This window comes from Arthrobacter sp. TJ-240, from assembly GCF_058269195.1.
Map to the genome: position 1 here is coordinate 69,006 of NZ_JBZCNG010000001.1, position 26,210 is coordinate 95,215.

General features: G+C 70.5%; 17 protein-coding genes and 3 tRNA genes. 11 read left to right on the forward strand and 9 right to left on the reverse strand.

Features of this window, described 5'->3' with window-relative positions; translation table 11 throughout:
- Positions 1-109: 109 nt before the first annotated feature.
- Positions 110-1,123 carry an ABC transporter ATP-binding protein gene (locus AC4D2C_RS00345; RefSeq protein ID WP_490911687.1) on the forward strand — a complete coding sequence of 338 codons (1,014 nt, stop codon included), beginning with the start codon at positions 110-112 and terminating at the stop codon, positions 1,121-1,123.
- Positions 1,124-1,161: 38 nt separating this feature from the next.
- Positions 1,162-1,923 carry a hypothetical protein gene (locus AC4D2C_RS00350; protein ID WP_490911688.1) on the forward strand — a complete coding sequence of 254 codons (762 nt, stop codon included), beginning with the start codon at positions 1,162-1,164 and terminating at the stop codon, positions 1,921-1,923.
- A gap of 64 nt (positions 1,924-1,987) precedes the next feature.
- Here AC4D2C_RS00350 and AC4D2C_RS00355 read toward each other — a convergent pair whose 3' ends face one another.
- The 3 genes from AC4D2C_RS00355 to AC4D2C_RS00365 form a co-directional block, all read right to left on the reverse strand.
- Entirely contained in the window at positions 1,988-2,197 is a 210-nt protein-coding gene (locus tag AC4D2C_RS00355; RefSeq protein ID WP_490911689.1) for a YbdD/YjiX family protein, read from the reverse strand.
- Entirely contained in the window at positions 2,197-4,473 is a 2,277-nt protein-coding gene (locus tag AC4D2C_RS00360) for a carbon starvation CstA family protein (protein ID WP_490904463.1), read from the reverse strand. Before AC4D2C_RS00360 ends, AC4D2C_RS00355 begins: the two co-directional genes overlap by 1 nt.
- A gap of 213 nt (positions 4,474-4,686) precedes the next feature.
- Positions 4,687-4,932 carry a hypothetical protein gene (locus AC4D2C_RS00365; RefSeq protein ID WP_490904464.1) on the reverse strand — a complete coding sequence of 82 codons (246 nt, stop codon included), beginning with the start codon at positions 4,930-4,932 and terminating at the stop codon, positions 4,687-4,689.
- 181 nt (positions 4,933-5,113) lie between these two features.
- Between AC4D2C_RS00365 and AC4D2C_RS00370 the strand changes: the two genes are divergently transcribed.
- Entirely contained in the window at positions 5,114-6,148 is a 1,035-nt protein-coding gene (locus AC4D2C_RS00370; protein ID WP_490911690.1) for an FUSC family protein, read from the forward strand.
- Here the strand turns inward: AC4D2C_RS00370 and AC4D2C_RS00375 are convergent.
- Positions 6,138-7,112, reverse strand: coding sequence for an NAD(P)H-quinone oxidoreductase (locus AC4D2C_RS00375; RefSeq protein ID WP_490911691.1), 975 nt, complete (start codon positions 7,110-7,112; stop codon positions 6,138-6,140). The genes AC4D2C_RS00370 and AC4D2C_RS00375 overlap by 11 nt on opposite strands.
- Positions 7,113-7,170: 58 nt before the next feature.
- Between AC4D2C_RS00375 and AC4D2C_RS00380 the strand changes: the two genes are divergently transcribed.
- The 3 genes from AC4D2C_RS00380 to AC4D2C_RS00390 all read left to right on the forward strand — a co-directional run bounded on the left by AC4D2C_RS00380 (position 7,171) and on the right by AC4D2C_RS00390 (position 12,694).
- Positions 7,171-7,258, forward strand: a tRNA-Ser gene (locus AC4D2C_RS00380).
- Between the two features lie 138 nt (positions 7,259-7,396).
- Positions 7,397-7,909 (forward strand): septum formation family protein, encoded by a 513-nt coding sequence (locus AC4D2C_RS00385; RefSeq protein ID WP_490911692.1) that lies wholly within the window; start codon positions 7,397-7,399, stop codon positions 7,907-7,909.
- Positions 7,910-8,128: 219 nt separating this feature from the next.
- The gene (locus AC4D2C_RS00390; RefSeq protein ID WP_490911693.1) at positions 8,129-12,694 is read left to right on the forward strand and encodes an ExeM/NucH family extracellular endonuclease; all 4,566 of its coding nucleotides are present in this window, start codon (positions 8,129-8,131) and stop codon (positions 12,692-12,694) included.
- Between the two features lie 136 nt (positions 12,695-12,830).
- On the opposite strand, the gene AC4D2C_RS00395 is transcribed toward AC4D2C_RS00390, so the two are convergent.
- On the reverse strand, positions 12,831-14,804 hold the full coding sequence (locus AC4D2C_RS00395; protein ID WP_490911694.1) for an FAD/NAD(P)-binding protein: 1,974 nt from the start codon (positions 14,802-14,804) through the stop codon (positions 12,831-12,833).
- A gap of 92 nt (positions 14,805-14,896) precedes the next feature.
- Between AC4D2C_RS00395 and AC4D2C_RS00400 the strand changes: the two genes are divergently transcribed.
- Together AC4D2C_RS00400 and AC4D2C_RS00405 are read left to right on the forward strand one after the other, a co-directional pair.
- Positions 14,897-16,984 carry a prolyl oligopeptidase family serine peptidase gene (locus AC4D2C_RS00400; protein ID WP_490911695.1) on the forward strand — a complete coding sequence of 696 codons (2,088 nt, stop codon included), beginning with the start codon at positions 14,897-14,899 and terminating at the stop codon, positions 16,982-16,984.
- 104 nt (positions 16,985-17,088) lie between these two features.
- Positions 17,089-17,176, forward strand: a tRNA-Ser gene (locus AC4D2C_RS00405).
- Between the two features lie 55 nt (positions 17,177-17,231).
- Here AC4D2C_RS00405 and AC4D2C_RS00410 read toward each other — a convergent pair.
- Positions 17,232-19,346, reverse strand: a complete 2,115-nt coding sequence (locus AC4D2C_RS00410) for a RecQ family ATP-dependent DNA helicase (protein ID WP_490911696.1) — start codon at positions 19,344-19,346, stop codon at positions 17,232-17,234.
- Between the two features lie 49 nt (positions 19,347-19,395).
- Here AC4D2C_RS00410 and AC4D2C_RS00415 point away from each other — a divergent pair, with 49 nt between their 5' ends.
- Complete coding sequence (locus AC4D2C_RS00415; RefSeq protein ID WP_490911697.1) at positions 19,396-20,844, forward strand: phosphomannomutase/phosphoglucomutase; 1,449 nt, start codon at positions 19,396-19,398, stop codon at positions 20,842-20,844.
- Positions 20,845-20,929: 85 nt separating this feature from the next.
- Here the strand turns inward: AC4D2C_RS00415 and AC4D2C_RS00420 are convergent, their stop codons facing one another.
- Positions 20,930-22,813, reverse strand: coding sequence for a phosphoenolpyruvate carboxykinase (GTP) (locus AC4D2C_RS00420; protein WP_490911698.1), 1,884 nt, complete (start codon positions 22,811-22,813; stop codon positions 20,930-20,932).
- Positions 22,814-23,104: 291 nt separating this feature from the next.
- On the opposite strand from AC4D2C_RS00420, the gene AC4D2C_RS00425 reads away from it, so the two are divergent.
- Both AC4D2C_RS00425 and AC4D2C_RS00430 read left to right on the forward strand, forming a co-directional pair.
- Positions 23,105-23,180: transfer RNA gene (locus tag AC4D2C_RS00425), tRNA-Arg, on the forward strand.
- Positions 23,181-23,271: 91 nt separating this feature from the next.
- Entirely contained in the window at positions 23,272-24,690 is a 1,419-nt protein-coding gene (locus AC4D2C_RS00430) for a dihydrolipoyl dehydrogenase family protein (RefSeq protein WP_490911699.1), read from the forward strand.
- Positions 24,691-24,742: 52 nt separating this feature from the next.
- Here AC4D2C_RS00430 and AC4D2C_RS00435 read toward each other — a convergent pair whose 3' ends face one another.
- Positions 24,743-25,276: a SixA phosphatase family protein gene (locus tag AC4D2C_RS00435; protein WP_490904481.1), complete on the reverse strand. Its 534-nt coding sequence runs from the start codon at positions 25,274-25,276 to the stop codon at positions 24,743-24,745.
- A gap of 38 nt (positions 25,277-25,314) precedes the next feature.
- Positions 25,315-26,130 carry a winged helix-turn-helix domain-containing protein gene (locus tag AC4D2C_RS00440; protein ID WP_490911700.1) on the reverse strand — a complete coding sequence of 272 codons (816 nt, stop codon included), beginning with the start codon at positions 26,128-26,130 and terminating at the stop codon, positions 25,315-25,317.
- Between the last annotated feature and the right edge of the window lie 80 nt (positions 26,131-26,210).

The window sequence follows — 26,210 nt, forward strand, 5'->3', positions numbered from 1 at the left end:
TCCATCGTAGGACCATGACATTTGTCATGGTCCCGGTGTGCGGACGGGCACGGGAAGAGGTGACGGGCGGGCACTGACGGCGTTCGGAGCCGCTCGGAAGGATGGAGTCATGACTCCCTCACCCAGCACCCCGCCACTGCCCGCCACGCAGAACCGCCCGGCCCCCACGGACGGCACGGCACCTGCGGACACCATCGCCGTCTCCGCCGCGGGCCTGCGCTGCTCCTACGGTTCGTACGAGGCGGTCCGCGGCATCGACCTGACCATCCGCAACGGTGAGTTCTTCGCCCTGCTCGGCACCAACGGGGCCGGCAAGACCACCACCATGGAGACGCTCGAGGGCCACCGCGCAGCGACGTCCGGCACCGTCACGGTGCTCGGGGGTGATCCCCACCGCGACAGGTCCTCGATCCGGCCCCGCCTCGGCATCATGCTGCAGGAGGCCGGCTTCGCCGACGACCTCACCGTGGCGGAGACCTGCCGCCTGTGGCTCCGGCTGTCCGCACCCGACCCTCGTGCCAGGCCCCGCGAGGAGGTCATCACGGCGGGGCTCGAGGTGCTGGACCTCCACGCGAAGGCTTCGACCCGCGTCAAGATGCTCTCGGGCGGGCAGCGCCGCCGCCTGGACCTCCTCCTCGCCACGGCCAACGAGCCGGACCTCCTCTTCCTCGACGAGCCGACCACGGGCCTCGACCCGGAGTCCCGCGAGCGGACCTGGGAACTCGTCCGCGGACTGAACGACGCCGGGACCACCGTGGTCCTCACCACCCACTACCTCGAAGAGGCGGAGCGCTATGCGGACCGCCTGGCGATCATGCACGACGGCGAGATCGCCGTCGAGGGCACCCTCGCGGAGGTCCTGCGGCGCGAACCGTCGACCGTGTCCTTCGAGGTCGACGCAGCCGTCGACGTCCTGCAGCTCCAGGGCCTCGGCCTGTCGCCGGACTTCGTGCCGACCCCGTCCACGACGAGGGTGACCGTGCCGACGCTCGATCTGCAGCGCGACCTCTGGACGGTCCTGTCCTGGGCCGAGTCCTCGCGCGTCAGGCTGGACCGGCTGGCCGCCTCGGAGGCGTCGCTCGCCGCCGTCTTCCGCCGGGTCAGCGCCGGCGACGCCGCCTAGCCACCCCGGATTCCCGATACCCCGACCTGGAGAGAACCATGACAACCCTCGCGCGCACCCCGTCCCCGTCCGCCGCCGCCCGCATCACGGCCATCGCGCTCATGGAACTGCGCATCATCTTCCGCAACAAGACGGTGCTGACCGGCGCGGTGCTGATGCCCGTCGCCATGGCCGTCTACATGTTCTACGTCGGCGCCGACCGGATGGCCGGCCCGTCCGGCGCAGCCGTCCTGGCCGGGCTGACCCTCATGGTCGTGGCCCTCCTCGGCGTCTACCTCACCGCGACGACGACGCTGGCGACCCGACGGCAGGAGCTGTTCCTCAAGCGCCTGCGCAGCGGGGAGTCCTCGGACACCGTGATCTGGCTGGGCATGCTGGCGCCCATCGTGGCGCTCGTCGCGGCGCAGCTCGCGGTCATCGCCGTGGGCTTCGGCATCGCGGGGGTGGACGCCCCGACCCGGCCCCTGGTCGTGGCCGGGGCGGTCCTCGGCTTCCTGGCGCTGTGCGCGACCACCGGCATGCTCACGAGCATCTACACGCCCTCCGCTGCCGCCGCGCAGATCACCACGCTGCCGTTCCTCGTCGTCGTGATCGGCTCGTTCTTCTGGACCGCGTTCGACGACGGCTTCGAGGTGGCCTCCCGACTCACCCCGGGCGGTGCGCTGCAGAACCTCCTTATGGCGGGGTGGGGTGCGGAGGCGCTCGACGCCTCCGTGGCCGGTGCCGCCGTCGTGCTCCTCGCCTGGATCGTGCTGCCCTACGGCATCGCCGCGAAGCGCTTCCGGTGGGAGAAGCGCTGACGGTCCGCACGACGAAGCCCGGCACTCCGTGCGGAGTGCCGGGCTTCGTCGTTCCTGAACCTGCTCAGCAGCAGCGGCCCTCGGGGTTCGCGTCCTGGCGGTCGGTCTTGTCCCGCCAGAACTCGCGCTCCGTCATCGGGAGCCCGCCGGCGTGGGTGCGCCCATGGTGGTCGAGGTACGCCTGGTAGGCGTTCTCCCCCATGACCCCCTTGAACAGCCACGCCAGTTCACGCGCGGTGTCCCGCGCGCGGGAGAGCACGTGCGGCACGGTCATCAGTGCCCCGTCCGCGCCGGCCGCTTGCCCGGCTCCAGTGCGGCCCACTGCGCCTCCAGCTCCTTCTCCGCCGGGGACGCGATGAGGCCGGCCGGCGCGAAGATGCGCGAGGCCACCGGGGCGTCCTCGTTCTCCTTGCCTCCGCCGTGCCGGTAGGCGCGGATCGTGGCGAGGATCGCCGTCACGATGACGATGATCGCGAGCACCACGAAGAAGATCGACAGCGTGCCCTGGATGAACGTGTTGCGGACCACGGCCTCCATGGCGGCGACGTTCTTGGCCGTACCGAAGCTCTCCTCGCCCGCTGCCAGGGCGTTCTTGAAGGCCGTGTGCTGCGCCCAGTACCCGATGGCAGGAGTGGGCGAGAAGATCTTCTGGAACGACGCCGTGATGGTCACCACCGATGCGAAGGCGAGTGGCAGGGCCGGGATCCAGAGGAACCGGAAGAGTCCCTTCTTGGCGCAGATCGCCATGCACACCGCGAGCGCGATGGCCGCCAGCAACTGGTTGGCGATACCGAACAGCGGGAAGAGCGTGTTGATGCCGCCGAGGGGATCGGTGACGCCCATGATGAGGATCGCCCCCCAGCCCGCCACCATGATGGCGGTGCAGATCCATGCCCCGGCACGCCAGGAGGTGTCGCGGAAGCGGGGCACGAAGTTCCCGATGCTGTCCTGCAGCATGAACCGGGCGACCCGGGTTCCCGCGTCGACCGCGGTGAGGATGAACAGCGCCTCGAACATGATGGCGAAGTGGTACCAGAACGCCATCATGCCCGCGCCGCCGAAGACACCCTGCATGATCTGGGCGATACCGACGGCGAGGGTCGGAGCACCACCCGTACGGGAGACGATCGATTCCTCGCCGACGTTCGAGGCCATCGTGCTCAGCGCCTCCTGGGTGAGGTTCACGCCGGTGAGGCCGAGGCCGTTGACGAACGTCACGGCGCCCTCGATGGTGCCGCCGGTCGCCGCTGCGGAGGAGTTCATCGCGAAGTAGATCCCGCGGTCGATCGACAGGGCCGCGACGAGCGCCATGATCGCCACGAAGGACTCCATGAGCATGCCGCCGTAGCCGATGAAGCGGGTCTGGCGTTCCTTCTCGATCATCTTCGGCGTGGTGCCGGAGGCGATGAGGGCGTGGAACCCGGAGAGCGCACCGCAGGCGATGGTCACGAAGAGGAACGGGAACAGCGTGCCCGCGACGACGGGACCGGTGCCGGAGGTCGCGTAGGGCGTGATGGCGGGGACGCTGATCTCCGGGCGGGTGATGACGATCGCGACCGCGAGCATGACGATCGTGCCGATCTTCATGAACGTGGAGAGGTAGTCGCGGGGTGCCAGCAGGAGCCAGACGGGCAGCACGGCGGCGATGAAGCCGTAGATGATGATGCCCCACGCGATCGTGATGCGATCGAGGGTGAAGATCTCGACGCCCCATGCCGTCTCGGAGATCCAGCCGCCACCGACGATGGCGAGCAGCAGCAGCGCGAAGCCGATGAGGGACACCTCGGTGACCTTGCCGGGCCGCAGGTAGCGCAGGTAGACCCCCATGAAGAGGGCGATCGGGATGGTCATGGAGACGGAGAAGACGCCCCAGGGGCTCTCTCCGAGCGCGTTCACGACCACGAGCGCGAGGATGGCCACGATGATGATCATGATGGTGAGGGTGGCGATGAGGGCCGCGGTGCCGCCGATGACCCCGAGTTCCTCGCGCGCCATCTGGCCGAGGGAACGGCCGCCGCGGCGCATCGAGAAGAACATGACGAGGTAGTCCTGGACCGCGCCCGCGAAGATGACGCCGATGATGATCCAGAGCGTGCCGGGGAGGTAACCCATCTGTGCCGCGAGGACAGGGCCCACGAGCGGTCCGGCGCCGGCGATGGCGGCGAAGTGGTGGCCGTAGAGGACCCGGCGGTCGGTGGCGGCGTAGTCCTTGCCGTCGGCCTTGTACTCGGCAGGAGTGGCGCGACGGTCGTCGGGCTTCAGGAGGTGGCGCTCGATGAACTTCGAATAGAACCGGTAGGCGATCAGGTAGGTGCAGACGGCCGCGAAGACGAACCAGATGGCGTTGACGGTCTCGCCGCGGACGATGGCGAGCATGGTCCAGGCGATCCCGCCCAGGAGTGCGATGCCCACCCAGAGGGCGATCTTCGCCGGCGTCCACCGGCGGTCTTCTGCTTCGGCCTGCTGCGGGTCGACGGCGACCGGCGGCAGGTCCGGATCCGTCACCAGCACGTCGGCGTGCCGGTGGGATCCGTTCTGCTTATTACTCATGATGCTCCTCGGGTGCGGAAGTGTGATGCACACGAAGGTAGCAACCTAGTGAGGCCTGCGTCACACCGCAAGCGGGCAGGCCCGGTCGTTGCGCCGAACGCACCCGCCGGTGCGGCGAGCGGACGCGCTCCTGGCAGGGGTGGGCCCACGTCCTGGTGCGCCTGCCCCGGTGGACCGTGCCCGGGAGGTATCAGGAGGTTTCGCGCGGGTCCGTCAGGATGAGCCGCGCGGGCCCCCGTCGGGCCCGTCGTCGAGCACCGGCGGCGGCTCGTCGTCGTCGTTCGCGTTCATGCCCTCACTGACGCTCGAGTGCGTCCTGGTACGGTCGTCCGCGGCGCCGTCCGGCCGGTCCTCCGGACCGTCGTCGACACCGTCGGGCACCTGGTCACCGAGGTTCTCGGCGAAACTGTCGGCTGCCTGCGAGAGGCCGCCCTCGTCGTCGTGATGCGTACTGCCCACGATGGTGCTCCTTCCGGTTGCTGTCCTGCCAGCCTCGCACAGCCCCCGGACATCCGGAAGCATGCTGACGGTCCCGGAACGGCGGCACGCGGCACGGTGACGGGAGTAGGGTTGATCGGTGGCATTCGGCCACCCGATGCCAGCGGCGCCGTCGATCCCTCCGACCGGAAGCCCGCATTCCGTGCCACTCCTCCGCGACCTCGTGCACATGGCCCCCTCGGCCTCCGACCACCACCCCGCGCTGCGCTGCGCCGTGGGCGTGGGAGTCCCCCTCTTCGTCGTGCTGCTGCTCGGCAGGCTCGATCTCGCGGTGTTCGCGACCTTCGGGGCCTTCGCCGGCATCTACGGGCGGAACGAGCCACACCGTCCGCGGCTCGCCACCCAGCTGCGCGGTGGCGGACTCATGCTCACGGTGATCCTCGCGGCGGCGCTCACCGCACGTGCCGACGTCGGCCCGTGGGGCCTGATCCTGCTCACGAGCGCGGTGGCGGGGCTGGGCACCTTCCTGGCCGGCCTGTTCCGCCTCCGCCCGGGTGGATCCCTGTTCCATATCTTCGCCTTCGCGGCGATCGCCTCGGTGCCGGTTCAACCCCCGCTCTGGCAGGGGCTCACGACGGCGGCGGCAACGGTGGCGTTCGCCGTCCTCCTCGGACAGGCGGGCCTCCTCTGGCCGGGCCACCGCACACCCTGGCTCAGGGCACCCGCCGATCACCCGACCGCTCGGCACCTCGCTGCCCTGGGACGCGAGGCCGCCCTGTACGTGGTGGCAGCCCTCCTCGCAGGCAGCGTGGCCACCCTGCTCGGGATCGGCCACACCTACTGGGCCATGGTGGCGGCGACGGTCCCCCTGGTCGGTCAGACCGCCCGCGCCCGCGTGACCCGGGGCCTCCAGCGTCTGCTCGGGACGTTCGCCGGGCTGGTCCTGACCGCGCTGGTCCTGCTCCCGGGGCTCCCGGCATGGCAGCTCGTCCTCGTGATCGCCGTCGCGCAGTTCGCCGCCGAGATGTTCATCCTCCGGCAGTACGCGCTCGCGCAGGCCTTCGTCACGCCGCTCGCCCTCGTCTCCACGGAGCTGGCCCACCCCACCGACCCGGCGGGCCTGCTCGTGGACCGGGCCCTCGAGACGGGCATCGGCGCGTTCGTCGGGATCGCCCTGGTGCTGGCGCTGCACCTCCGGCAGCGCACTGCGGAGGTGCGGACCACGCTCAGTCCATGACCAGCAGGACCTTCCCGGTGTGCTCCCCCGAGTCGAAGTAGGCGTGGGCGGCCGCCACGTCGGCCAGCGGGAAGGTCCGATCGACGAAGGGCTTCACGGCCCCCGTGGCGACGAGCGGCCACACGTTCCGGCGGACCGCCTCCATGATGGCGGCCTTCTCCGCGACGGGCCGGGCGCGCAGCGTGGTGCCGGCCACGCTCGCCCGTTTGCCCATGAGCATCCCGAGGTCCAGTTCCGCCGTCGCGCCGCCCTGCAGCCCGATCACCACGAGACGCCCGCCGGCCGCGAGGGACTGGAGGTTCCGCGCGAGGTACCTCGCGCCGACGACGTCGAGGATGACGTCCACTCCCCGGCCGCCCGTGGCCGCCCTGACCTCCTCGACGAAATCCTGCTCGCGGTAGTCGATGAGCGTCCGTACGCCGAGGGACCGGGCGATCTCCAGCTTCGCCGCCGATCCCGCCGTCACATGGGGCACAGCGCCCAGGGCGAGGCCCACCTGGACGGCCATCACGCCGATGCCGCCGGAGGCCCCGTGGATCAGGACGTCGTCCCCGGCGGCGAGGCCCGCCTGCAGCACGAGGTTCGACCACACGGTCGCGGCCGTCTCGGGGAGGCCCGCGGCCTCGACGAGGTCCACGCCGTCGGGCGCAGGGATCACCTGGCCCGCCGGTACGGCGACCCTCTCCGCATAACCGCCGCCGGCCAGCAGGGCGACCACGGGGTCCCCCACAGCGAACGGCGAGCCGCCCGCGTCGGCGATGCGGCCGGAGACCTCGAGGCCCGGCAGCGGGGACGCACCCGCGGGCGGCGGGTAGAGGCCGCGCCGCTGCTGGACGTCGGCGCGGTTCAGGCCGGCGGCGACGACGTCGATGAGCACCTCGCCCTGCTGGGGTACGGGCTCCGGGACCTCCTGCACGGAGAGGGCATCCGGCCCGCCGGCACCCTCGATCACCACTGCACGCATGCCCGCCTCCACTCCCTCGGCATTTGGGGCTCCCCGCCCTTCGTGAAACACTAGCGGTGGAAGGTTGTCCGAGCGGCCGAAGGAGCTGGTCTTGAAAACCAGTGGGCGGTCACCCCGTCTCAAGGGTTCGAATCCCTTACCTTCCGCTCCCAGGGAGGCTCCGCAGCGCGGGGCCTCCCTTTTTGCGCCTCCGCTGTCATCGGGTGCCGGGGTGCCTGCCATCCGGTACTGTCCCGAGGAGCAACAGCCATGCCACGGGCGCCGTGGCCGATGACGGAGTCTCGATGGGTACTGGGCAGCACAGGAGCAGGGGACGCTTTCGGGCGACGGCGGCCGCAGCGGTGATCGGGGTCCTCGCCTCCGTCCCGGGCTGCGGTGTCTTCGGCCCACCCGGTCCGGAGCGCGACGCCGACGGCGCCGTGACGGCGGAGGCCACGACGGACGCCTTCTCCCTCCAGGTGGGCGACTGCATCAACGACCCCGGCACGGAGAGCGTCACAGACATCACCGTGCTGCCGTGCGACCAGCCCCACGCCTTCGAGACCTTCGCCCGCACCGACATGCCCGACGGCGAGTACCCCGGGGTGCCCGCCGCCAACACCGCCGCGAGCGAGTTCTGCGCCGGGGAGTTCGCCACGTACGTGGGCCTGGAGTACGACGCCTCGGTCCTCGAACTGCTCTACTTCTACCCTGTCGAGGAGAGCTGGGAAGCGGCGGGCGACCGCGAGATCCTCTGCTTCGTCGCGGAGCAGGGCGAGGAACCGGTGACCGGGACACTGAGGAACGCCCGCAGATAGCGGGTATCCCTCCCGCCGAGAGATCACCTGGTCCAGATCTTCAGGAGGCTCGCGGTGATTTCGTAACCGGATGTTCACGATGTTCTGGTTGTCTACTCCTGGGGATGGAATGTCACCTGTGTCACATATGGTGCTCATGCCAACGCGCCCACCCATCGACGGGTCGGCGGGCTACACACACGGCCGTCTCGCGGCCATCGTCAAGGAGAAATCGAACGAATGGTTAATTCGTCATGGAAGGGAGCGCTCGGTGCGGCGCTGTCGGTGGGGCTCATCGCCTCACCGATGATCGCACTGCCGGCCGGTGCGGTGGAGACACCACCGGCGACGGCGTCCGTCGCAGGGAACGGCGTCGTCATCAACGAGGCATATCTGACCGGCGGTTCCGCAGGGACGCCGTTCACCAACAAGTACGTGGAGCTCTACAACCCCACCGATGCACCCGTGAGCCTGGACGGCTGGTCGCTGCAGTACCGGGCGCCCGTATCCACCGCGACCCCGGGCGCAACCGCCCTCAGCGGCACCATCCCGGCCAGGGGCTACTTCCTGATCCAGGGAGGCACCAACGGTACGGCGGGTTCCGCTCTGCCCACCCCTGATCTCACGGCGGGAATCAACCCCGGCGCCCCAGGCGGCGTCCTCGTGCTGGCGAACCAGACCACGAGCGTCGGCGCCCTGCGCACCGGCACCATCGTCGGCACGCCCGGCGTCGTCGACGCCCTCGGCTACGGCACCGCCACCGCGTTCGAGGGAACGGTCGCTCCGACCCCCGGTTCCGGGAGCACGAAGTCGGCCAACCGCACGGCCTTCGCCGACACGGACAACAACGGCGCGGACTTCACCCTGCAGGACCCGACGCCCACGAACAGCGGCACGACCCCGGGCGGACCGGCTCCCACGCCGACCCCTACTCCCACCCCCACACCGACCGAGCCTCCGACCCCCGGCCCCGTCACCCCCATCCGTGACATCCAGGGCACCGGAACCACGACACCCCTGACCGGGCAGACCGTGACCACTCGTGGCAAGGTCACGGCCGCCTACCCCACGGGCGGCTTCGCCGGCTTCTACCTGCAGACCGCGGGCAGCTCGGCAGCAGCCGGCCAGACCGCCTCGGACGCCCTCTTCGTCTACTCCCCCGACACAGTCGTGTCCGTCGCCGTGGGCGACTACGTGGAGGTCACCGGGACCGCCGGGGAGTTCTTCAACCTGACGCAGCTCACCGTCCCCGCCGGTGGCACCACGAAGCTCACCGAGGCGGCCGAGGAGCCCAAGGCCTCGACCATCGCACTGCCTGCCACGGAGGCGGCGCGTGAGGCAGTCGAGGGCATGCTGTTCCAGCCCTCCGGCGCGTACACCGTTGCGGACAACTACACGCTCAACCAGTACGGCGAGGTCACCCTGGCCGCCGGCACCGAGCCCCTCCGCCAGCCGACCGACGTCGCCCGCCCGGGCACGCCGGAGAACGCAGCGGTCACCGCGGACAACGCGGCCCGGAGCGTCCGGCTCGACGACGGCGCCTCGACCAACTTCTTCACCGGGGCCAACCGCGACAAGGTACTCCCGTACCTGACGCAGTCCCAGCCCGTGCGCGTCGGCTACGGCGCCACCTTCACCTCCCCTGTGGTCCTCGACTACCGCAACAGCGCCTGGAAGTTCCAGCCGCTGGCCGAGCTCAACGGCGCGAACCCGGCCGGCGTGCAGCCCGTGCAGTTCGCCGGCGAGCGCCCCGCCGCTCCGGCGGAGGTGGGCGGGAACCTGAAGATCGCATCGTTCAACGTACTGAACTACTTCCCCACCACCGGTGAGGACCAGACCGGCTGCCGGTACTTCACCGACCGCGCGGGCAACCCGATCACCGTCGACGGCGGCTGCAACTCCCGTGGCGCCGCGAACAAGGTCAGCTTCGAGCGCCAGGAGGCGAAGATCGTCGCCGCCATCAACGGCCTCGACGCCGACGTCGTGACACTCATGGAAGTCGAGAACTCCGTGCGCTTCGGCAAGGATCGCGACGCCGCGCTCGCCACCCTCGTGGAGGCGCTCAACGAGAAGGCTCCCGGCACCTGGGACTACGTCCGCTCACCCGCGGCCGTTCCGGCTCCCGCCGACGAGGACTTCATCCGCACCGCCCTGATCTACAAGAAGGCCGTGGCGGAGCCCGTGGGCGAGTCCGTCATCCTCAACGACAAGGTGGCGTTCTCCAACGCCCGCAAGCCCCTCGCGCAGGCGTTCAAGCCGGTGGGCGGCACCGAGGCGGAGACCTTCCTCGCGATCGTCAACCACTTCAAGTCCAAGGGCTCCGGCCCCAGCTCCGGCGGCGACGCCGACAAGCGCGACGGCCAGGGCGCCTGGAACGCCGCACGCGTCACGCAGGCCAAGGCCCTCGTGGCCTTCGCGGACAGCATGAAGGCGACGGCGAAGACGGACAAGGTCTTCCTGACCGGCGACTTCAACTCGTACACGCAGGAGGACCCCATGCAGGTCCTGTACGAGGCCGGGTACGTCAACCAGGGCGAGAAGGAGGGCGACTTCTCGTACGTCTTCTCGGGCCTGAGCGGCTCGCTCGACCACATCCTGGCCTCGCCTGCCGCGGATGCCGCCGTGACGGGCGTGGACACGTGGAACATCAACTCCGCCGAGTCGGTCGCCCTCGAGTACAGCCGGTTCAACAACAACGTCACCGACTACTACGTGGCGGACCAGTACCGCGCCAGCGACCACGACCCCGTGATCGTGGGCCTCGACCTCGCGCCCGCGGACACCACCGCGGAGCTCAACCTGCTGAACATCAACGACTTCCATGGCCGGATCGACGCCAATACGGTGCGCTTCGCCGGGACCGTAGAAAAGCTGCGCGCCGAGTTCGGTGAGGACAGGACGGCGTTCCTGTCCGCCGGTGACAACATCGGGGCCTCGCTGTTCGCCTCATCCCTGCAGGACGACCAGCCCACGCTCGACGTCCTCAACACCCTGGAGCTCGACGCCTCGGCCGTGGGTAACCACGAGTTCGACAAGGGCCTGGAGGATCTGACCGGTCGCGTGACCGAGGCGGCGGACTTCCCCTACCTCGGCGCCAACGTCTATCGGAAGGGCACCACCGAGCCCGCCCTCGACGAGTACACCATCATCACGGTCGACGGCGTCGACGTCGCCGTGATCGGCGTCGTCACCGAGGAGACCGCGTCACTCGTCAGCCCCGGCGGCATCGCGACCGTCGACTTCGGCGATCCCGTCGAAGCCGTCAACCGCGTGGCGAAGGAGATCGAGGACCAGGACCTCGCCGACGTCATCGTCGCCGAGTACCACGAGGGCGCCGGGGACGGCGTCGTCGAGCAGGCCACCCTCGAGCAGGAGCTTGCAGCAGGCGGTGCGTTCGCGAAGATCGTCACCGAAACCACCCCCCTCGTGGATGCGATCTTCACCGGTCACACCCACAAGCAGTACGCGTGGGACGCTCCCGTCCCGGGCGTCGCGGGGAAGACCAGGCCCATCCTGCAGACCGGTTCCTACGGCGAGTTCGTCGGCCAGATCAGCCTGACCGTCGACAAGGCCACCGGGGACGTCCAGTCCTACACGGCGCGCAACGTCGCACGGACCACGGACACCGACGCAGCCCTCGTCGCCGGTTTCCCCCGGGTCGCCGAGGTCAAGCGCATCGTCGACGCGGCCCTCGCGGAGGCGGCGGTCATCGGCAGCCAGCCCGTCGGATCCGTCACCAAGGACATCACGTCGGCCTTCATCGGCGCTGCGCGTGACGACCGCGGTTCGGAGTCGACGCTCGGCAACCTCGTCGCCGATTCGCTGAAGGCCAGCCTCTCCTCCGCGGAACGCGGCGGAGCACAGATCGGGGTCGTCAACCCGGGCGGACTCCGCAACGAGCTCTACTACGCACCCGACGGCGTCGTGACGTTCGCCGAGGCGAACGCTGTGCTGCCGTTCGTGAACGACCTCTGGACCACCACCCTGACCGGTGCGCAGTTCAAGGCGATGCTCGAGCAGCAGTGGCAGCCCGACGGCAGCTCGCGGGCGTTCCTGGCCCTCGGTCTCTCGGACAACGTGAGCGTCACCTACGACCCCACGCTCGCGCGGGGCTCGAGGATCACCTCCGTCACGATCGACGGTGCACCGCTGGACCCGGCGAAGGGGTACCGCGTCGGTACCTTCAGCTTCCTCGCCCAGGGCGGTGACAACTTCACGGCCTTCCGTGACGGCACCGACACCCGCGAGTCCGGTCTGGTGGATCGTGACGCGTGGATCGACTACATCAGGGCGAACAGCCCGCTGTCGCCGTCGTTCGACCGCCGCAGCGTGCAGGTACAGGGTGCTCCGACCACGGTGAAGGCCGGCGACGCCGTCACCTTCGCGGTATCGAAACTGGACCTCACCTCGCTCGGCAGCCCGGTGAACACCACGCTGGCCGCGAGCTTCGTGGCCGCGAACGGCACCCTCACGCAGCTCGGGTCCGTCCCGGTCGCCGGCGGTAGCGCCACGGTGAACCTCACCATCCCGACGACCGCGAGCGGACAGGGACGGATCGTCCTGACGGCCGCACCGAGCGCGACGACGGTGACCCTGCCGGTCAGCGTCGAAGCGGTCACCCCGGTCGAGCCGCCCAAGCCGGGCAAGCCGGAGAAGCCCGTGAAGCCGGTGAAGCCCGTGAAGCCCGTGAAGCCGGGCAAGCCCGCCTGCTCCGAGCCTGCTCTGCCGGCGGAGGGCGCGAACAACGGTAGCTGGGCGAGCTACCGCGCCCACCTGGCGAACTACCAACGCTGCCTCGAGGGCTAGGTAGACCGCCGGATTCCGGCCCGCATGATCAAGGGGACCTTCACCAGCATGGTGAGGGTCCCCTTTTTCGGCATCGGAACCGGGCCCGGGAGCATCCGGCTGCGTCCGGTTGCGTCCGGCTCCCGAACACGGCGACTCAGACGGTCCGCTCCAGGAGCGCGGCGGCGATCGCATCGGCGTCGAGCAGTGTCCTGCCGCCCGCCTCCAGCGACGCCCCGGCCTCGGCCGCGATGGCCGTCCCCCACTGGACGGAGGCGAGCTGGAGACCGATCACGAAGAGGTCGTCCTGGGCCCGGCCGGTGCTGTCGACCGCACGGTAGGGCGGCAGGGTGACGTCCAGCCCGGCAGAAGTGACCGGCACGCCGTCCTCCCCCATGAGGGTCCGCGGCCTGACGGTGCCGTCCTCCAGAAGGGTACGCATGAGCGGGGACAGGCTCGTGGTCACCCGGTTCGCGGGCATCATCGCCTCCACGAGGTAGCGCGCCGTGAAGGAATCGCCCTGGACCCAGGGGGAGGTCGCCCGGAACAGTCCCTCGTCCGGGTCGAAGCCGAAGCTCGGGTTCGGCCCCACGAAGCGGACGACGCCTGCGCGCACGAGCGCGGCGAGCTGCGCGATCCGCACCGGCGGCGGTCCGCTGGCGAGGCCCTCGACGAGCGGCTCGAACCAGCCACGCAGCTCGGCGTTCCACGACGAGTCCGAGATCCCGCCGTCCGCCACCGCCTGCTTGATCACCGACCTCCCGGCGTTCATGGCACCGATCGCCATCTTCAGAGGGTCGTCCTCGCCCTCGGCCGATCCGGCCGCGTCGGCGTCGAGGTAGGCGAGGACGGCGGCCGCATACTCCTCGCCGTCGGCGAAGTGGCGCCGCGCGAAGGGCTGCGCGAGGGCTTCGACGTCGAGCCGGAGACCTGTGGGCACGGCGCGGGCGACGGCATCCCCCGCAGCGGCCTCCCAGGCAGGGCCGTCGATCCCGATCGCGGTGTCGAGCTCCGCGAGGAACACCTCGGGCGACACCGCGAGTACCCGGTCCGTGGTGCGGCAGAGCGTCGTGTAGTACGCCCAGAGGACGTCGCGGTGGAGCAGCGGCCACAGGTCGTGGTCGAAGCCGGGCTGGACACCGGACCGCCGGAAGGCGAGGACCCGGGCCGGTGTGCAGAAGCGCAGTGTGACGCTGCGCGGGATGTAGGAGTCGAGGGAAGCCTTCGCCCGGTAGGGCACCCCCCGCCGGGAGGCCGCGACGATCCGGGGCTCCCGTCCGGACGGCTCGTACTCGAGCCGGCCACCGTCGGTGGCCGAGAACCTCCCACCGCGGCCCTCCGTCAGCTGGATCATTGCGTCGAAGAAGTTGAGGCCGAGCCCGCGGACCAGGACGGCCTTCCTTGCGGGGAGGCGGCTCCAGGCCACGTCGGCGGGGACCGCGGGCGGCCAGTACTGCAGCCCGTAGCGGGCTGCGACGTCCTGCAGCCTCGCCTGCTCCGGGGTGAGGGTCGCCGCGAGATGCCCCAGCGCAAGAACCACGTCGTCGACGTGCAGCCGGGAGCCGTCGTCGAGGAGGAGCCGCCACCCGTCCGCGCGAGTGGGTCCGTCGCCCGGCACCTGGTCGTCCGCGGCGTCGTCGAAACGCTGGAGCCCGACGGCTTCCTTGCGGTGGTGCGCGACGGTGATACCCGGCGCGGCCCCACGCACGACCTCCGCGAACGTCCACGCGAGGTACCGGCCGTAGAGCGCACGGCTCGGAAAGTCCCGCGAGGTCAGGCGCGCGCATTCGGCGAGATCGTCGTCGCCCAGTCCGGTGATCCGGCCGGCCTGCACGCGCATCCGCCAGGCGTCGAAGGAGACGCCGCCGGGCGAGGCTGCGACGTCTGCTGCGGCCGGGCCGGCCGGGACGACCGTCGGGTACAGACAGGGTGTATTCATGAGGAACAGTCTCGACTGGTCCGTCTGCCAGACGTGTCCCGGGCCGGGCTCGTAGGGCTCGATCACGTGCAGGGCGAGGTCGGGGGCACCTGCCCCCAGGGCACGATGCCGGGCGATCAGCCGCTCCACCACGGAGGTCCCGCGGGGTCCGCCTCCGATGACGGCCACGCGCCTTGCCTCCTGGTTCTCCACTCCCCAAGCGTATCCAACCCCGCCGCCGCGCCCGGCTGCCGGTCCCGTCACAGGACGGCTCCCGCTGCAGGAGCCCTGCATAGGATGAACGGATGACGCACTCGACCGAGACCACCGCGCCCACGGACGACCCCTTCCTCTGGCTCGAGGACATCTACGACGAGGACGGCCTCGCGTGGGTCCGCGCGGAGAACGCCCTGACCGAGGACGCGCTCCTGACTCCGGCCTTCGACGCCCGGGAACGGGGCATCCTCGAGGTGCTCGATTCCACCGACCGCATCCCCATGGTGGGCAAGCACGGGAGCCACTACTACAACTTCTGGCGCGACGCCGAGCACCGGCAGGGCATCTGGCGGCGGACCACCTGGGACAGCTACACCTCGGACACCCCGGACTGGGAGACCCTGCTGGACGTCGATGCCCTGAGCGCCGCCGAGGGGACCGAGTGGGTCTGGGGCGGGGCGCTCTTCCTCCGCCCCGCCGACGGCTCCCCGTACGAGCGGGTGCTCGTGGTCCTCTCCCCCGACGGCGGCGACGCCGCGCGGTACCGGGAGTTCAGCCTCGCCACCCTCGACTTCGTGGACGGCGGCTTCGACATCCCGACCGCGAAGAGCCGTATCGGCTGGGCCGGACCGGACGCCCTGCACGTCGGCACCGACTTCGGGCCGGGCTCGATGACGTCGAGCTCCTACCCCCGGACCGTCCGGACGTTGCGGCGCGGCGGCGACCTGGCCTCGGCGGACCCGTACTTCGAGGTGGACGAGGACCACATGATGGCCCTCGTGATGCACGACCCCACACCCGGGTTCGAGCGCGACATCGCCGTCGACACCATCGACTTCTACACGCGCCGCACCTACCTGCGGCAGGACGGCGGCTGGCGCCTCATCGAGGTGCCCGAGGACGCGAGCATCTCCCTGCACCGCGAATGGCTGATCATCCGCCCGCGCACGGACTGGGCCGCGGGCGCCGGCACGCACGCCGCCGGGTCCCTCCTCGTCATCGCACTGGACGACTTCCTCGCCGGCGGGCGCACGTTCGCGACCGTCTTCGCCCCCGACCCGTCCACGTCCCTCCAGTCCTGGAGCTGGACCCGCGACCACCTCCTCCTGAACCTGCTGCGCGACGTGTCCTCCGAGATCCGCATCCTCGACCCGGCGAACGACTGGGCCGCGGACCTCCTCGATGCGTGCCCGCCGCTGCACTCCGTGGACGCCTACGCCGTCGACGACGAGGACGACGAGACCGGCAACGACTACTGGCTCATCGCCACCGGGTTCCTCACACCGTCCACGCTCTACCGGGGGACCATCGGCGGGGAGCACTCGGCCGTCAAATCCTCGCCGTCCTACTTCGACGAGGCCCGCTTCGCCGTAGAGCAGCACTTCGCCGTCTCGGACGACGGCACGCGTGTTCCCTATTTCCAGGTGGCGCAGAAGGACCTGGTGCTCGACGGCGGCAACCCCACACTGCTGTCCGGTTACGGGGGCTTCGAGCACTCGATGACGCCCGCCTACAGCGGTGTGATCGGGCGCGGCTGGCTCGAGCGCACCACGGAGGACGGCCGGCACGGCGTGTACGTGCTGGCGAACATCCGCGGAGGAGGCGAGTACGGGCCGCAGTGGCACCGGGCCGCGCTGCAGGCGGACCGGCACCGTGCGTACGAGGACTTCGCGGCCATCGCCGAGGACCTGGTGCGGCGCGGCGTGACGCAACCGGCACTGCTCGGCTGCACGGGCCGGAGCAACGGCGGCCTGCTCGTGGGCAACATGCTCACCACCTACCCGCACCTGTTCGGCGCCATCTCCTGCGGCGTGCCCCTGCTCGACATGCGCCGCTACACGAAGCTGTCGGCCGGCTACTCCTGGATCGCCGAGTACGGCGACCCCGACAAGCCCGAGGAGTGGGAGTACGTGCAGACCTTCTCGCCGTACCACCTGCTCCGCGACGACGTCGCGTACCCGAAGACGCTCATCTGGACGGCGACCAGCGACGACCGGGTGGGCCCGGTGCAGGCCCGTAAGATGGCCGCGAAGATGAAGGACCTCGGCATCCCGGACGTCTGGTTCCACGAGGCGCTCGAGGGCGGCCACGCCGGCGCGGCCGACAACCGGCAGGCCGCGAGGATGCACGCCATGAGCTTCGAGTTCCTCTGGAGGGCGCTCACCGGCTCGCTCTGACGCTCGCGCCGCGCGAGAAACCGCACGGCAACGCGGTGGGGGCGGGGTGGTTTTGCTCTTGCCGTCCCCTTCTGGGTAACCTTGGGAGGCTAGCGATAGCCGATGGAGACGTGCCAGAGCGGCCGAATGGGCTTCACTGCTAATGAAGTGTGGGCCTAAAGCCTACCGGGGGTTCAAATCCCCCCGTCTCCGCGTCAGGGCCCCCGGTGTTCCGGGGGCCCTTCGCGTTCCCGGCCCGGACCGGCCGTTATGCCTTGAGCGCCAGGGCGAACGGCAGCACACCCGAGGCACCGGCGGTGCGCAGCGCCCGCCCCGCCTCGGTGATCGTCCAGCGGCTGTCCGCGAAGTCGTCCACGAGCAGCACCGGCCCGGGATTCGCGGCGAACCAGGCGGCGCCGCCCTCAGGGACGGCGAAGTGATCCCATACCGACGCCAGACGGAAGGCGCTGTTGCCCCCGGGCTGGCCCTGCGGGAAGCCGAGCGGGGTGGCCAGCTGTCCGAGGTAGGGGATGCGGCCCACCTGGGCGAGCGCCCGCGCGAGCGACCCGATGAGCTCCGGCCGCCGTCGGGAGGGGACGCTGACGACGGCGACCGGCCGCTCGTCCCAGCCCCACTGCACCAGCACGCGCACCACGGCCTCGATCACCGCAGGATCCAGCGGTGCATCCGGCGTGGCATCCGCCAGGAGCTCGCGCAGCCTGTTGCCCCAGCCGAGATCGGTCAGGCGCGCCAGGGCCCGTCCGGGCAGGCTGACCTCGCCGGGCTTCAGCTTCCCCTTCAGGGGCACGCCCAGCTTGTCCATCCCGGAGGGCCACTGGCCCCGCGGTTCCAGCTCCACGCCGACCCGGCTGAGGGCCTGGCTCGCGGAATCGGAAGCCTCATGCGCCACCTCGTCCGAGTACCAGGGGCCTGCGCAGTTGTCGCAGCGGCCGCACGGGGTGGCCGCCGGGTCGTCGAGGGACCGGGAGAGGAACTCCATGCGGCAGCCCACGGTGTTCTCGTAGTCGAGCATGGACTTCTGCTCCACGACGCGGGCCTCGCTGATGCGGCGGTACCGGTCGGCGTCGTACGTCCAGGGCGTCCCGGTGCTCTCCCAGCCGCCGGTCACCTTGCGGACGGCGCCATCGACGTCGAGCACCTTGAGGAGCAGCTCGAGGGGCGAGCGCTTCAGATTGACCCGTGTCTCCAGCGCCGGCGTGGACAGGACGACGCCGGGCTCCAGGGCCTCGAGCACGCGCAGCGCGGCGTCCTGGGACGGCATCGACGCGGTGGCGAAGTACTCCCAGATGTCGCGGTCCTCGGCGCCGGGCAACAGCAGGACGTCGGCATTCGGCGTCCCGCGGCCCGCGCGCCCCACCTGCTGGTAGTAGGCGACGGGCGAGGACGGCGCCCCGAGGTGCACCACGAAGCCGAGGTCGGGCTTGTCGAAGCCCATGCCGAGCGCGCTGGTGGCCACGAGCGCCTTGACCTCGTTGTTCTTCAGGGCCGCCTCCGCGGCCTCGCGGTCCGCGGGATCGGTGCGTCCCGTATAGGCACGGACGGCGTGCCCGTTCTCGCGCAGCAGCCGGGCGGTGTCCTCGGCCGCCGACACGGTCAGGGCGTAGATGATGCCGCTGCCCGGCAGGTCGGACAGGTGGGTGAGGAGCCAGGCGAGACGGGAGCGGGGGCTCGGCAGGCGCAGCACGCCGAGCCGCAGCGATTTGCGCGCCAGCTCGCCGCGCAGCGTGAAGACGTCCGTGCCGCCCGCGCCGAGCTGCTCCTCCACGTCCTTCACCACGCGGGAGTTCGCCGTGGCCGTGGTGGCCAGCACGGGAACGCCCTGAGGCAGTCCCATGATCAGCTCCCGCAGGCGCCGGTAGTCGGGGCGGAAGTCGTGCCCCCAGTCCGAGATGCAGTGCGCCTCGTCGATCACGAGCAACCCCGTGCGCCGCATGAGCTCCGGCAGGTACAGCTCGCGGAAGGACGGGTTGTTGAGGCGCTCGGGCGAGACGAGGAGGACGTCCACCTCGTCCCGCTGGAGCTTCGCCTCGATGTCCTGCCACTCGGTCTGGTTCGCCGAGTTGATGGCCTCGGCACGCACCCCGGCCCGGGCTGCAGCAGCCACCTGATCCCGCATGAGCGCGAGCAGCGGCGAGACGATCAGCGTGGGGCCGGCGCCGCGGGCGCGCAGGAGCAGGCTGGCCACGAAGTAGACGGCTGACTTCCCCCAACCCGTGCGCTGCACGACGAGGGCCCGCCGCCCACCCTCGACGAGCGCCTCGATGGCCTCGAACTGCCCCTCATGGAAGTGCGCGTCGGGGGATCCGACGAGGGTGTGCAGGATGGCGGTGGCTTGCTCGTTGAGCGTGGTGGTCGGCGACATTTCCCCAGTATCCCAGCCGCCTCCCCCAGTCCATGCGGCCGGTTCCACCATGTGTGCAAGCGCCCGCAGCCCCACCGATAGACTCTCCACCGTGACTACAACCTTCGATCTCTCAGCATCCTTCAAGGCCTACGACGTCCGCGGCATCGTCGGCGAGACCATCACGGTGGACTCCGTCCGCGCGGTCGGCGCAGCCTTCGTGGACTCCCTGGAGCTCGCGGGCGAAACCATCCTCGTCGGCGGCGACATGCGCCCCTCGTCCCCCGAGTTCTCGAAGGCGTTCGCCGAGGGTGCCACCCGGCGCGGCGCGAACGTGGTCTTCCTCGACCTCATCTCCACCGACGAGCTGTACTACGCCAGCGGCACCCTGCACGCCGCCGGCGTGACCTTCACGGCCAGCCACAACCCGGCCCAGTACAACGGCATGAAGATGACGCGCCCAGGCGCCGTCCCCGTCTCCTCGGAGACCGGTCTGAAGGACATCCAGGAACGCGCCGAGCGTTACCTCGCGGACGACGCGATCCCCGCCGCGGAGACCCAGGGCACCACCGGCGTCCGCGACATCCTCGACGAGTACTCGCGGTTCCTGCGCTCCCAGGTGGATCTCTCGGCGTCGCGCCCGCTGAAGATCGTGGTGGACGCCGGCAACGGCATGGCGGGCCTCACCACGCCCGCCGTCCTCGGCGACCGGATCCTCCCCGCCCTGCCGTTCGACATCGTGCCGCTGTACTTCGAGCTCGACGGCTCGTTCCCCAACCACCCGGCCAACCCGCTGGAGCCGGAGAACCTGCTCGACCTGCAGGCCGCCGTCGTGCAGCACGGGGCGGACATCGGGATCGCATTCGACGGCGATGCCGACCGCTGCTTCATCATCGACGAGCGCGGCGAGCCCGTCTCGCCGAGCGCCATCACGGCCATGGTCGCGCGCCGCGAGATCGCCCGCGCGCAGGCCGCCGGCGAGCCGGAGCCCGTGATCATCCACAACCTCATCACGTCCCGTGCGGTGCCGGAACTGATCCGGCACGACGGCGGCCGCCCGGTCCGCACGCGCGTGGGCCACTCCTTCATCAAGGCCGTCATGGCCGAGGAGGGGGCCGTGTTCGGCGGCGAGCACTCGGCGCACTACTACTTCCGCGACTTCTGGAACGCGGACACCGGCATGCTCGCGGCCATGCACGTCCTGGCAGCGCTCGGCGAGCAGGACGGCCCGCTGTCCGAACTGGGCCGTGAGTACGAGCCCTACTTCTCCTCGGGCGAGGTCAACTCGAAGGTGCAGGACCTGCCCGCATCCATCGCCCGTGCACGCCAGGAGTTCGAGCAGGACGGCGTGGTGGTCGACGACCTCGACGGCCTGACCTTCACCCCGGAGCACGGCGACTGGTGGTTCAACCTCCGCCCGTCGAACACCGAGCCGTACCTGCGGCTCAACGCCGAGGCCGTGGATCCGCAGACACTCGAGGACCTCGTGCAGCGCGTGCTGGCCGTCATCCGCGACTAGGCCGCGCTCGGTCCGCAGGTACGGCAGAGGCCCCTTCCCGGCGGGAAGGGGCCTCTGCCGTGCGGAGGGATCGGGACCCGGCGCGTCAGGCGACGCTGAAGCGCTGCTTCAGTTCCTCGAGCTGTCCCTTCAGCTCCTCGGGCAGCGAGTCACCGAAGCGGGCGTACCACTGCTCGATGCCCTCGAGCTCCTCGGCCCACTCGACCGCGTCGACGTGCACCGCGGCCTCGACCTCGGCCGGGGTCATGTCGAGCCCGGTCAGGTCCAGGGCGTCCCCGGTGGGGACGAACCCGATGGGCGTCTCGACGGCGTCGGCCGTGCCCTCGAGCCGCTCGATGACCCACTTGAGCACGCGCGAGTTGTCGCCGAAGCCCGGCCAGGCGAAACCGCCGGTCTCGGTGCGCCGGAACCAGTTGACGAGGAAGATCTTCGGCAGCCGGGCCTGGTCCGCCCCGGCGCTGAGGGTGAGCCAGTGGCGCAGGTAGTCACCGGCGTCGTAGCCGATGAACGGCAGCATCGCCATGGGGTCCCGACGCACCCGGCCCACTTCCCCCGCGGCAGCCGCCGTGGTCTCCGAGGACAGCGTGGAGCCCATGAAGATGCCGTTGGCCCAGTTGCGGGACTGCGTGACGAGCGGGACGGTCGTCTTGCGGCGGCCGCCGAAGAGGATCGCGGAGAGTTCGACGCCGTCGGGCCGGTGGAACTCCTCGGCGAGCATGTCGATCTGGTCGATCGGCGTGCAGAACCGGGCGTTCGGGTGTGCGGCCGTATGGTCCATGTCGGGCGTCCAGTCCCGGCCCTGCCAGTCGGTCAGGTGCGCGGGCACCTCCTCGGTCATGCCCTCCCACCACACGCCGCCGTCGTCGGTGAGGGCCACGTTGGTTAAGACCGAGTTGCCCTTCGCGATCGCCCGCATGGCGTTCGGGTTGGTCCCCCAGCCGGTGCCCGGGGCGACCCCGAAGAGGCCCGCCTCGGGGTTCACGGCCCGCAGCTCGCCCTCCTTGCCGAAGCGCATCCAGGTGATGTCGTCGCCCAGGGTCTCGACCTTCCAGCCCTCGATCGTGGGGTCGAGCAGCGCGAGGTTGGTCTTGCCGCAGGCCGAGGGGAACGCCGCGGAGAGGTAGTAGGTCTTGCCTACCGGCGAGGTGAGCTTGAGGATCAGCATGTGCTCGGCCAGCCAGCCCTCGTCGCGCGCCATCACGGAGGCGATCCGCAGCGCGTAGCACTTCTTGCCGAGCAGGGCGTTGCCGCCGTAACCGGAGCCGTAGGACCAGATGGAGCGCTCCTCCGGGAAGTGCACGATCCACTTGTCGTCGTTGCACGGCCACGGCACGTCGGCCTCTCCCTCGGCGAGAGGGGCTCCGAGGGAGTGGAGCGCGGGGACGAACCCGGCGCCGAGCTCGGTCATCCGGTCCAGGACCGCGGTGCCGGTGGTCGCCATGATCCGCATGGACGTCACCACGTACGCACTGTCCGTGATCTCGACGCCGAACTTGGGGTCCTCCGCGTCGAGGTGGCCCATGACGAAGGGGATGACGTACATCGTGCGCCCGCGCATGGAGCCGGTGAAGAGGCCGGTGAGCTTCGCCTTCATCTCGTCCGGGTCCATCCAGTTGTTCGTGAAGCCGGCCTCGCGTTCGTCCTTCGAGCAGATGAAGGTCTGCTCCTCCACACGGGCCACGTCCTTGGGGTCCGAGAACGCCGCGAAGGAGTTGGGGAACGTCTCGGGATTCAGCCGGACGAAGGTCCCGCTGTCCACGAGCTGCTCGGTGAGCCGCGTGTTCTCCTCCTCCGACCCGTCCACCCACACGACCTCGGCGGGCTGCGTGAGCTCCTGCACCTCCCGCACCCAGGCGAGAAGGGCCGGATGAGTGGTCGGCGCAGCGCCGGAGGCATCCGGCAGCGGGCTGCCGTCAGGATGTGTGGGTGGTGTGCCGACCTCATCAAGCTGACGCGCAGTATGGCCCATTAGTCTTCCCTTCGGTGTGGGTGCTCGGAGTATCGATGCTAGGGGCGGCGTATTTCGGGGATGGGTCCCGAGGACGAAACATCCGAGGCAACCCGTGCGTGATCCGCGTCATGACTGCTATGTCCTGCGCTTACGTAGGGCCGCGGTGTGACGAAGGTCACCTAGACCGGTATAGAGATGCCGGGGCCCGCCCGTTGATTAGGCGTCCTGCCGATTCCACGCTAAAGTTGTCTACGGCCAAACGGCCAGCTTGTAGGACTCAATCGCTCGTCGATCTGAACGCCTACGGATGCGTGCGTAGCTCAACGGATAGAGCATCTGACTACGGATCAGAAGGTTGGGGGTTCGAATCCCTTCGCGCGCACCACGGTTCGATGTACGACGAGAAAGGCCCCGGCTTCGGCCGGGGCCTTTCTCGTCGGGTTGCTCCCCCGCAGGGCGGGTGGGAGGCTCTGCATATGAGCGAACCCCGGAACATCGACGTCATCGTGATCGGAGCCGGCGCGGTCGGCGAGAACGTGGCAGGGCGGGTGGTGCAGAAGGGCCTCTCCGCGGTCCTCGTCGAGGCCGACCTCGTGGGCGGCGAATGCTCCTACTGGGCGTGCATGCCGTCCAAGGCGCTGCTCCGCCCCGGCACCGTCCTGAACGCCGCCCGGGGTGTCGCCGGCGCTCGCGAGGCGATCACCGGTTCCCTCGACGCGCAGCAGGTCCTGGCACGCCGCACCTCCTTCACCTCCGACTGGGACGACTCCTCGCAGGAGGAGTGGGTCGCCTCCGCCGGCATCACCCTGGAACGCGGCTGGGCCAGGATCACCGGCGAGCGGGAAGTGACCATCAGCCACGACGACGGGTCGGAAGCGCGCTACCTGGCCGGCCACGCCGTCGTCCTGGCCACCGGCTCGACGCCGACCGTCCCGCCCGTCGACGGACTCGCCGACCTCGACTACTGGACCACCCGCGAGGCCACCTCGGCCAAGGAGGTCCCGGTGAGCCTCGCCGTCCTCGGCGGCGGGGTGGCCGGCGTGGAGCTGGCACAGGCGTACTCGCGGCTCGGGGCGGAGGTCACGGTCGTCGCGCGCAGCGGCATCCTCGGCAATTACCCGAAGGAGGCGTCCGGCCTCGTGCTCGATGCGCTCCGGGGCGAGGGCATCACCGTCCTGACGGACACCGCGACGACGTCGGTCCGCAAGGAGGACGGCCTGTTCGTGCTCGAGGTCGGCGACGGCGGGACCGTCACCGCGGAGCGGCTGCTCGTCTCCACCGGCCGCCACCCGCACACGGACGGGCTCGGTCTCGAGGAGCTCGGCCTCGACGTGACGAGGATCCGGGCCGACGACACCGGGCGCGTGCCCGACGCCGGGGGCTGGCTCTACGCCGTCGGCGACGCCGGCGGCAGGGTGCAGCTCACCCATCAGGGCAAGTACGAGGCGCGCATGACCGGGGACGCCATCGCCGCCCGGGCGTCCGGCACGCTCGGGGACACGGCGGCGGACTGGAGCCCGTACGCCGCCACCGCGGACCGCGGAGCGGTACCGCAGGTGGTGTTCACCGACCCGGAGATCGCGATGGTGGGGCGCACCCTGGACCAGGCGCGGAAGGACGGCGTCAACGCGTCCGAGACCTCGCTGCCCATCGCGGTGGCCGGCTCGTCGCTCCACTCCGACGGCTACACGGGCTGGGCGCAGATGGTGGTGGACGAGGACCGCAAGGTGCTCGTCGGGGTGACGTTCGCCGGCCCGGAGGTGTCCGAGCTGCTGCACGCCGCGACCATCGCCGTCGTCGGTGAGGTACCCCTGGACCGGCTGTGGCATGCCGTCCCTGCCTACCCCACGGTCAGCGAGGTCTGGCTGCGGCTGCTCGAGCAGTACGGGCTGTAGGGAACACCGCAGGCTGTCCCGGTTCGCAGGACCGGCGCCGGTCAGCGCGCAGTCAGCGCACGGTCGACGCGCGGCGCACCACGAAGTCGGTGACCTCGGCGTCACGCCCGTCGAGTTCGGCCCACTCGCCGTCGTACGAGAGGACCGTGAGCCCGGCCGTCGGGTAATCCGTCGCCAGGTCCATGACGGCGTCTTCGCTCGAGCGCACGGATGCGAGACGCATCGCGAGCTCCTGCACGCCGGGGTTGTGCGCGATCACGAGGAGACTCGTGACGGTCGGCGGCACGTGGTTGATGAGTGCGAGCATCTCCGAGGGACGCGCTGCGTAGAGGTCGTCCTCGAGCTTGGGCGTGGGCGCCTTGTCCCCGAGTTCCTTGCAGACCCAGGTGCAGGTCTGCCGGGTCCGGAGGGCCGAGGAGACGAGGATGAAGTCGGGGACGGCGTCGTGCTCCACCATCCAGCGGCCCACCAGTGGCGCGTCCGCGTGCCCCCGGGAGCTGAGGGACCGCTCGTGGTCCGGTACGCCCTCCTGGAACTCGGCCTTCGCATGGCGCAGCAGCAGGAGCTTCTTCCGGTGGTGGTCCATTTCCGCAGTCTATGGCTTCCGGGCGACGGCCGGCGGCGCTAGATCGAGTACTCCGGAGCGGCCCAGACGATCACTTCGGGGTGGTCGTAGAAGCGGTAGCCCTGTCCGCGCACGGTGCGCACGGTATTGGCCAGGCGACCGAGCTTGGAGCGCAGGCGCCGGATGTGGACGTCGATGGTGCGCTCGTTCGGCACCTCGTCGGCGTTCCGCCAGAGCCCGCTGAGCAGTTCCTCGCGGCCCACGGTGCGGGTCGCGTTCTCCACGAGGTAGTTCAGCAGCTCGAACTCCTTGAAGGTCAGGTTGAGCGTCTCGCCGTCGAGGTGCACCTCGCGCCGCGACAGGTCGATCAGCACGCCCGTGGGACGCGCCGGCTGGGCCTGCGGTGCCGTGGTCCCGGCGTCGGGGCGGGGGCGGCGGGCGACCGTCGGGTCGCCGAGGGCGGCACGGACGACGTCGATGTCGGATCCGGGGGCGTCTGCCGGGGCGAGTGCCACGGCCGCGTGGCTCTCCGCCGTCGGGACGAGCGAGCGGACATAGGCGCGGACGTCCTGCGCGAGCTTCGAGAACGTGGTCCCGGCCGCCGCGGCGGTCGCGTCGTCGAGCGCGACGTACAGCACGAAGCCGCGCGCCGTCGTGTCGCCCGAGACCGCCTGCGGGCCGGGGACGCCGTTGGGGGCGACGACGGGTACCGGAGCGCTCAGGTGCTGCGCGTCACCGGGGACCGCCTGGAGGCGCGAGTGCGGGCGCGGCCCCTGCTGCCCCGGCGCCGGAAAGGCCGGGGTGATGGCCTGACGCCCCTGGGCGCCGTGCGGGGAGCGGAGTGAGATATGGACGTAGCCCGGATTTACTGACATGAAAACCACCTCGTGAAGTGTGCCGTCATCGCGGCTCGAATGCGGGATGAGCCCGGCCGGTATGAAGAGGATTGCCCGCC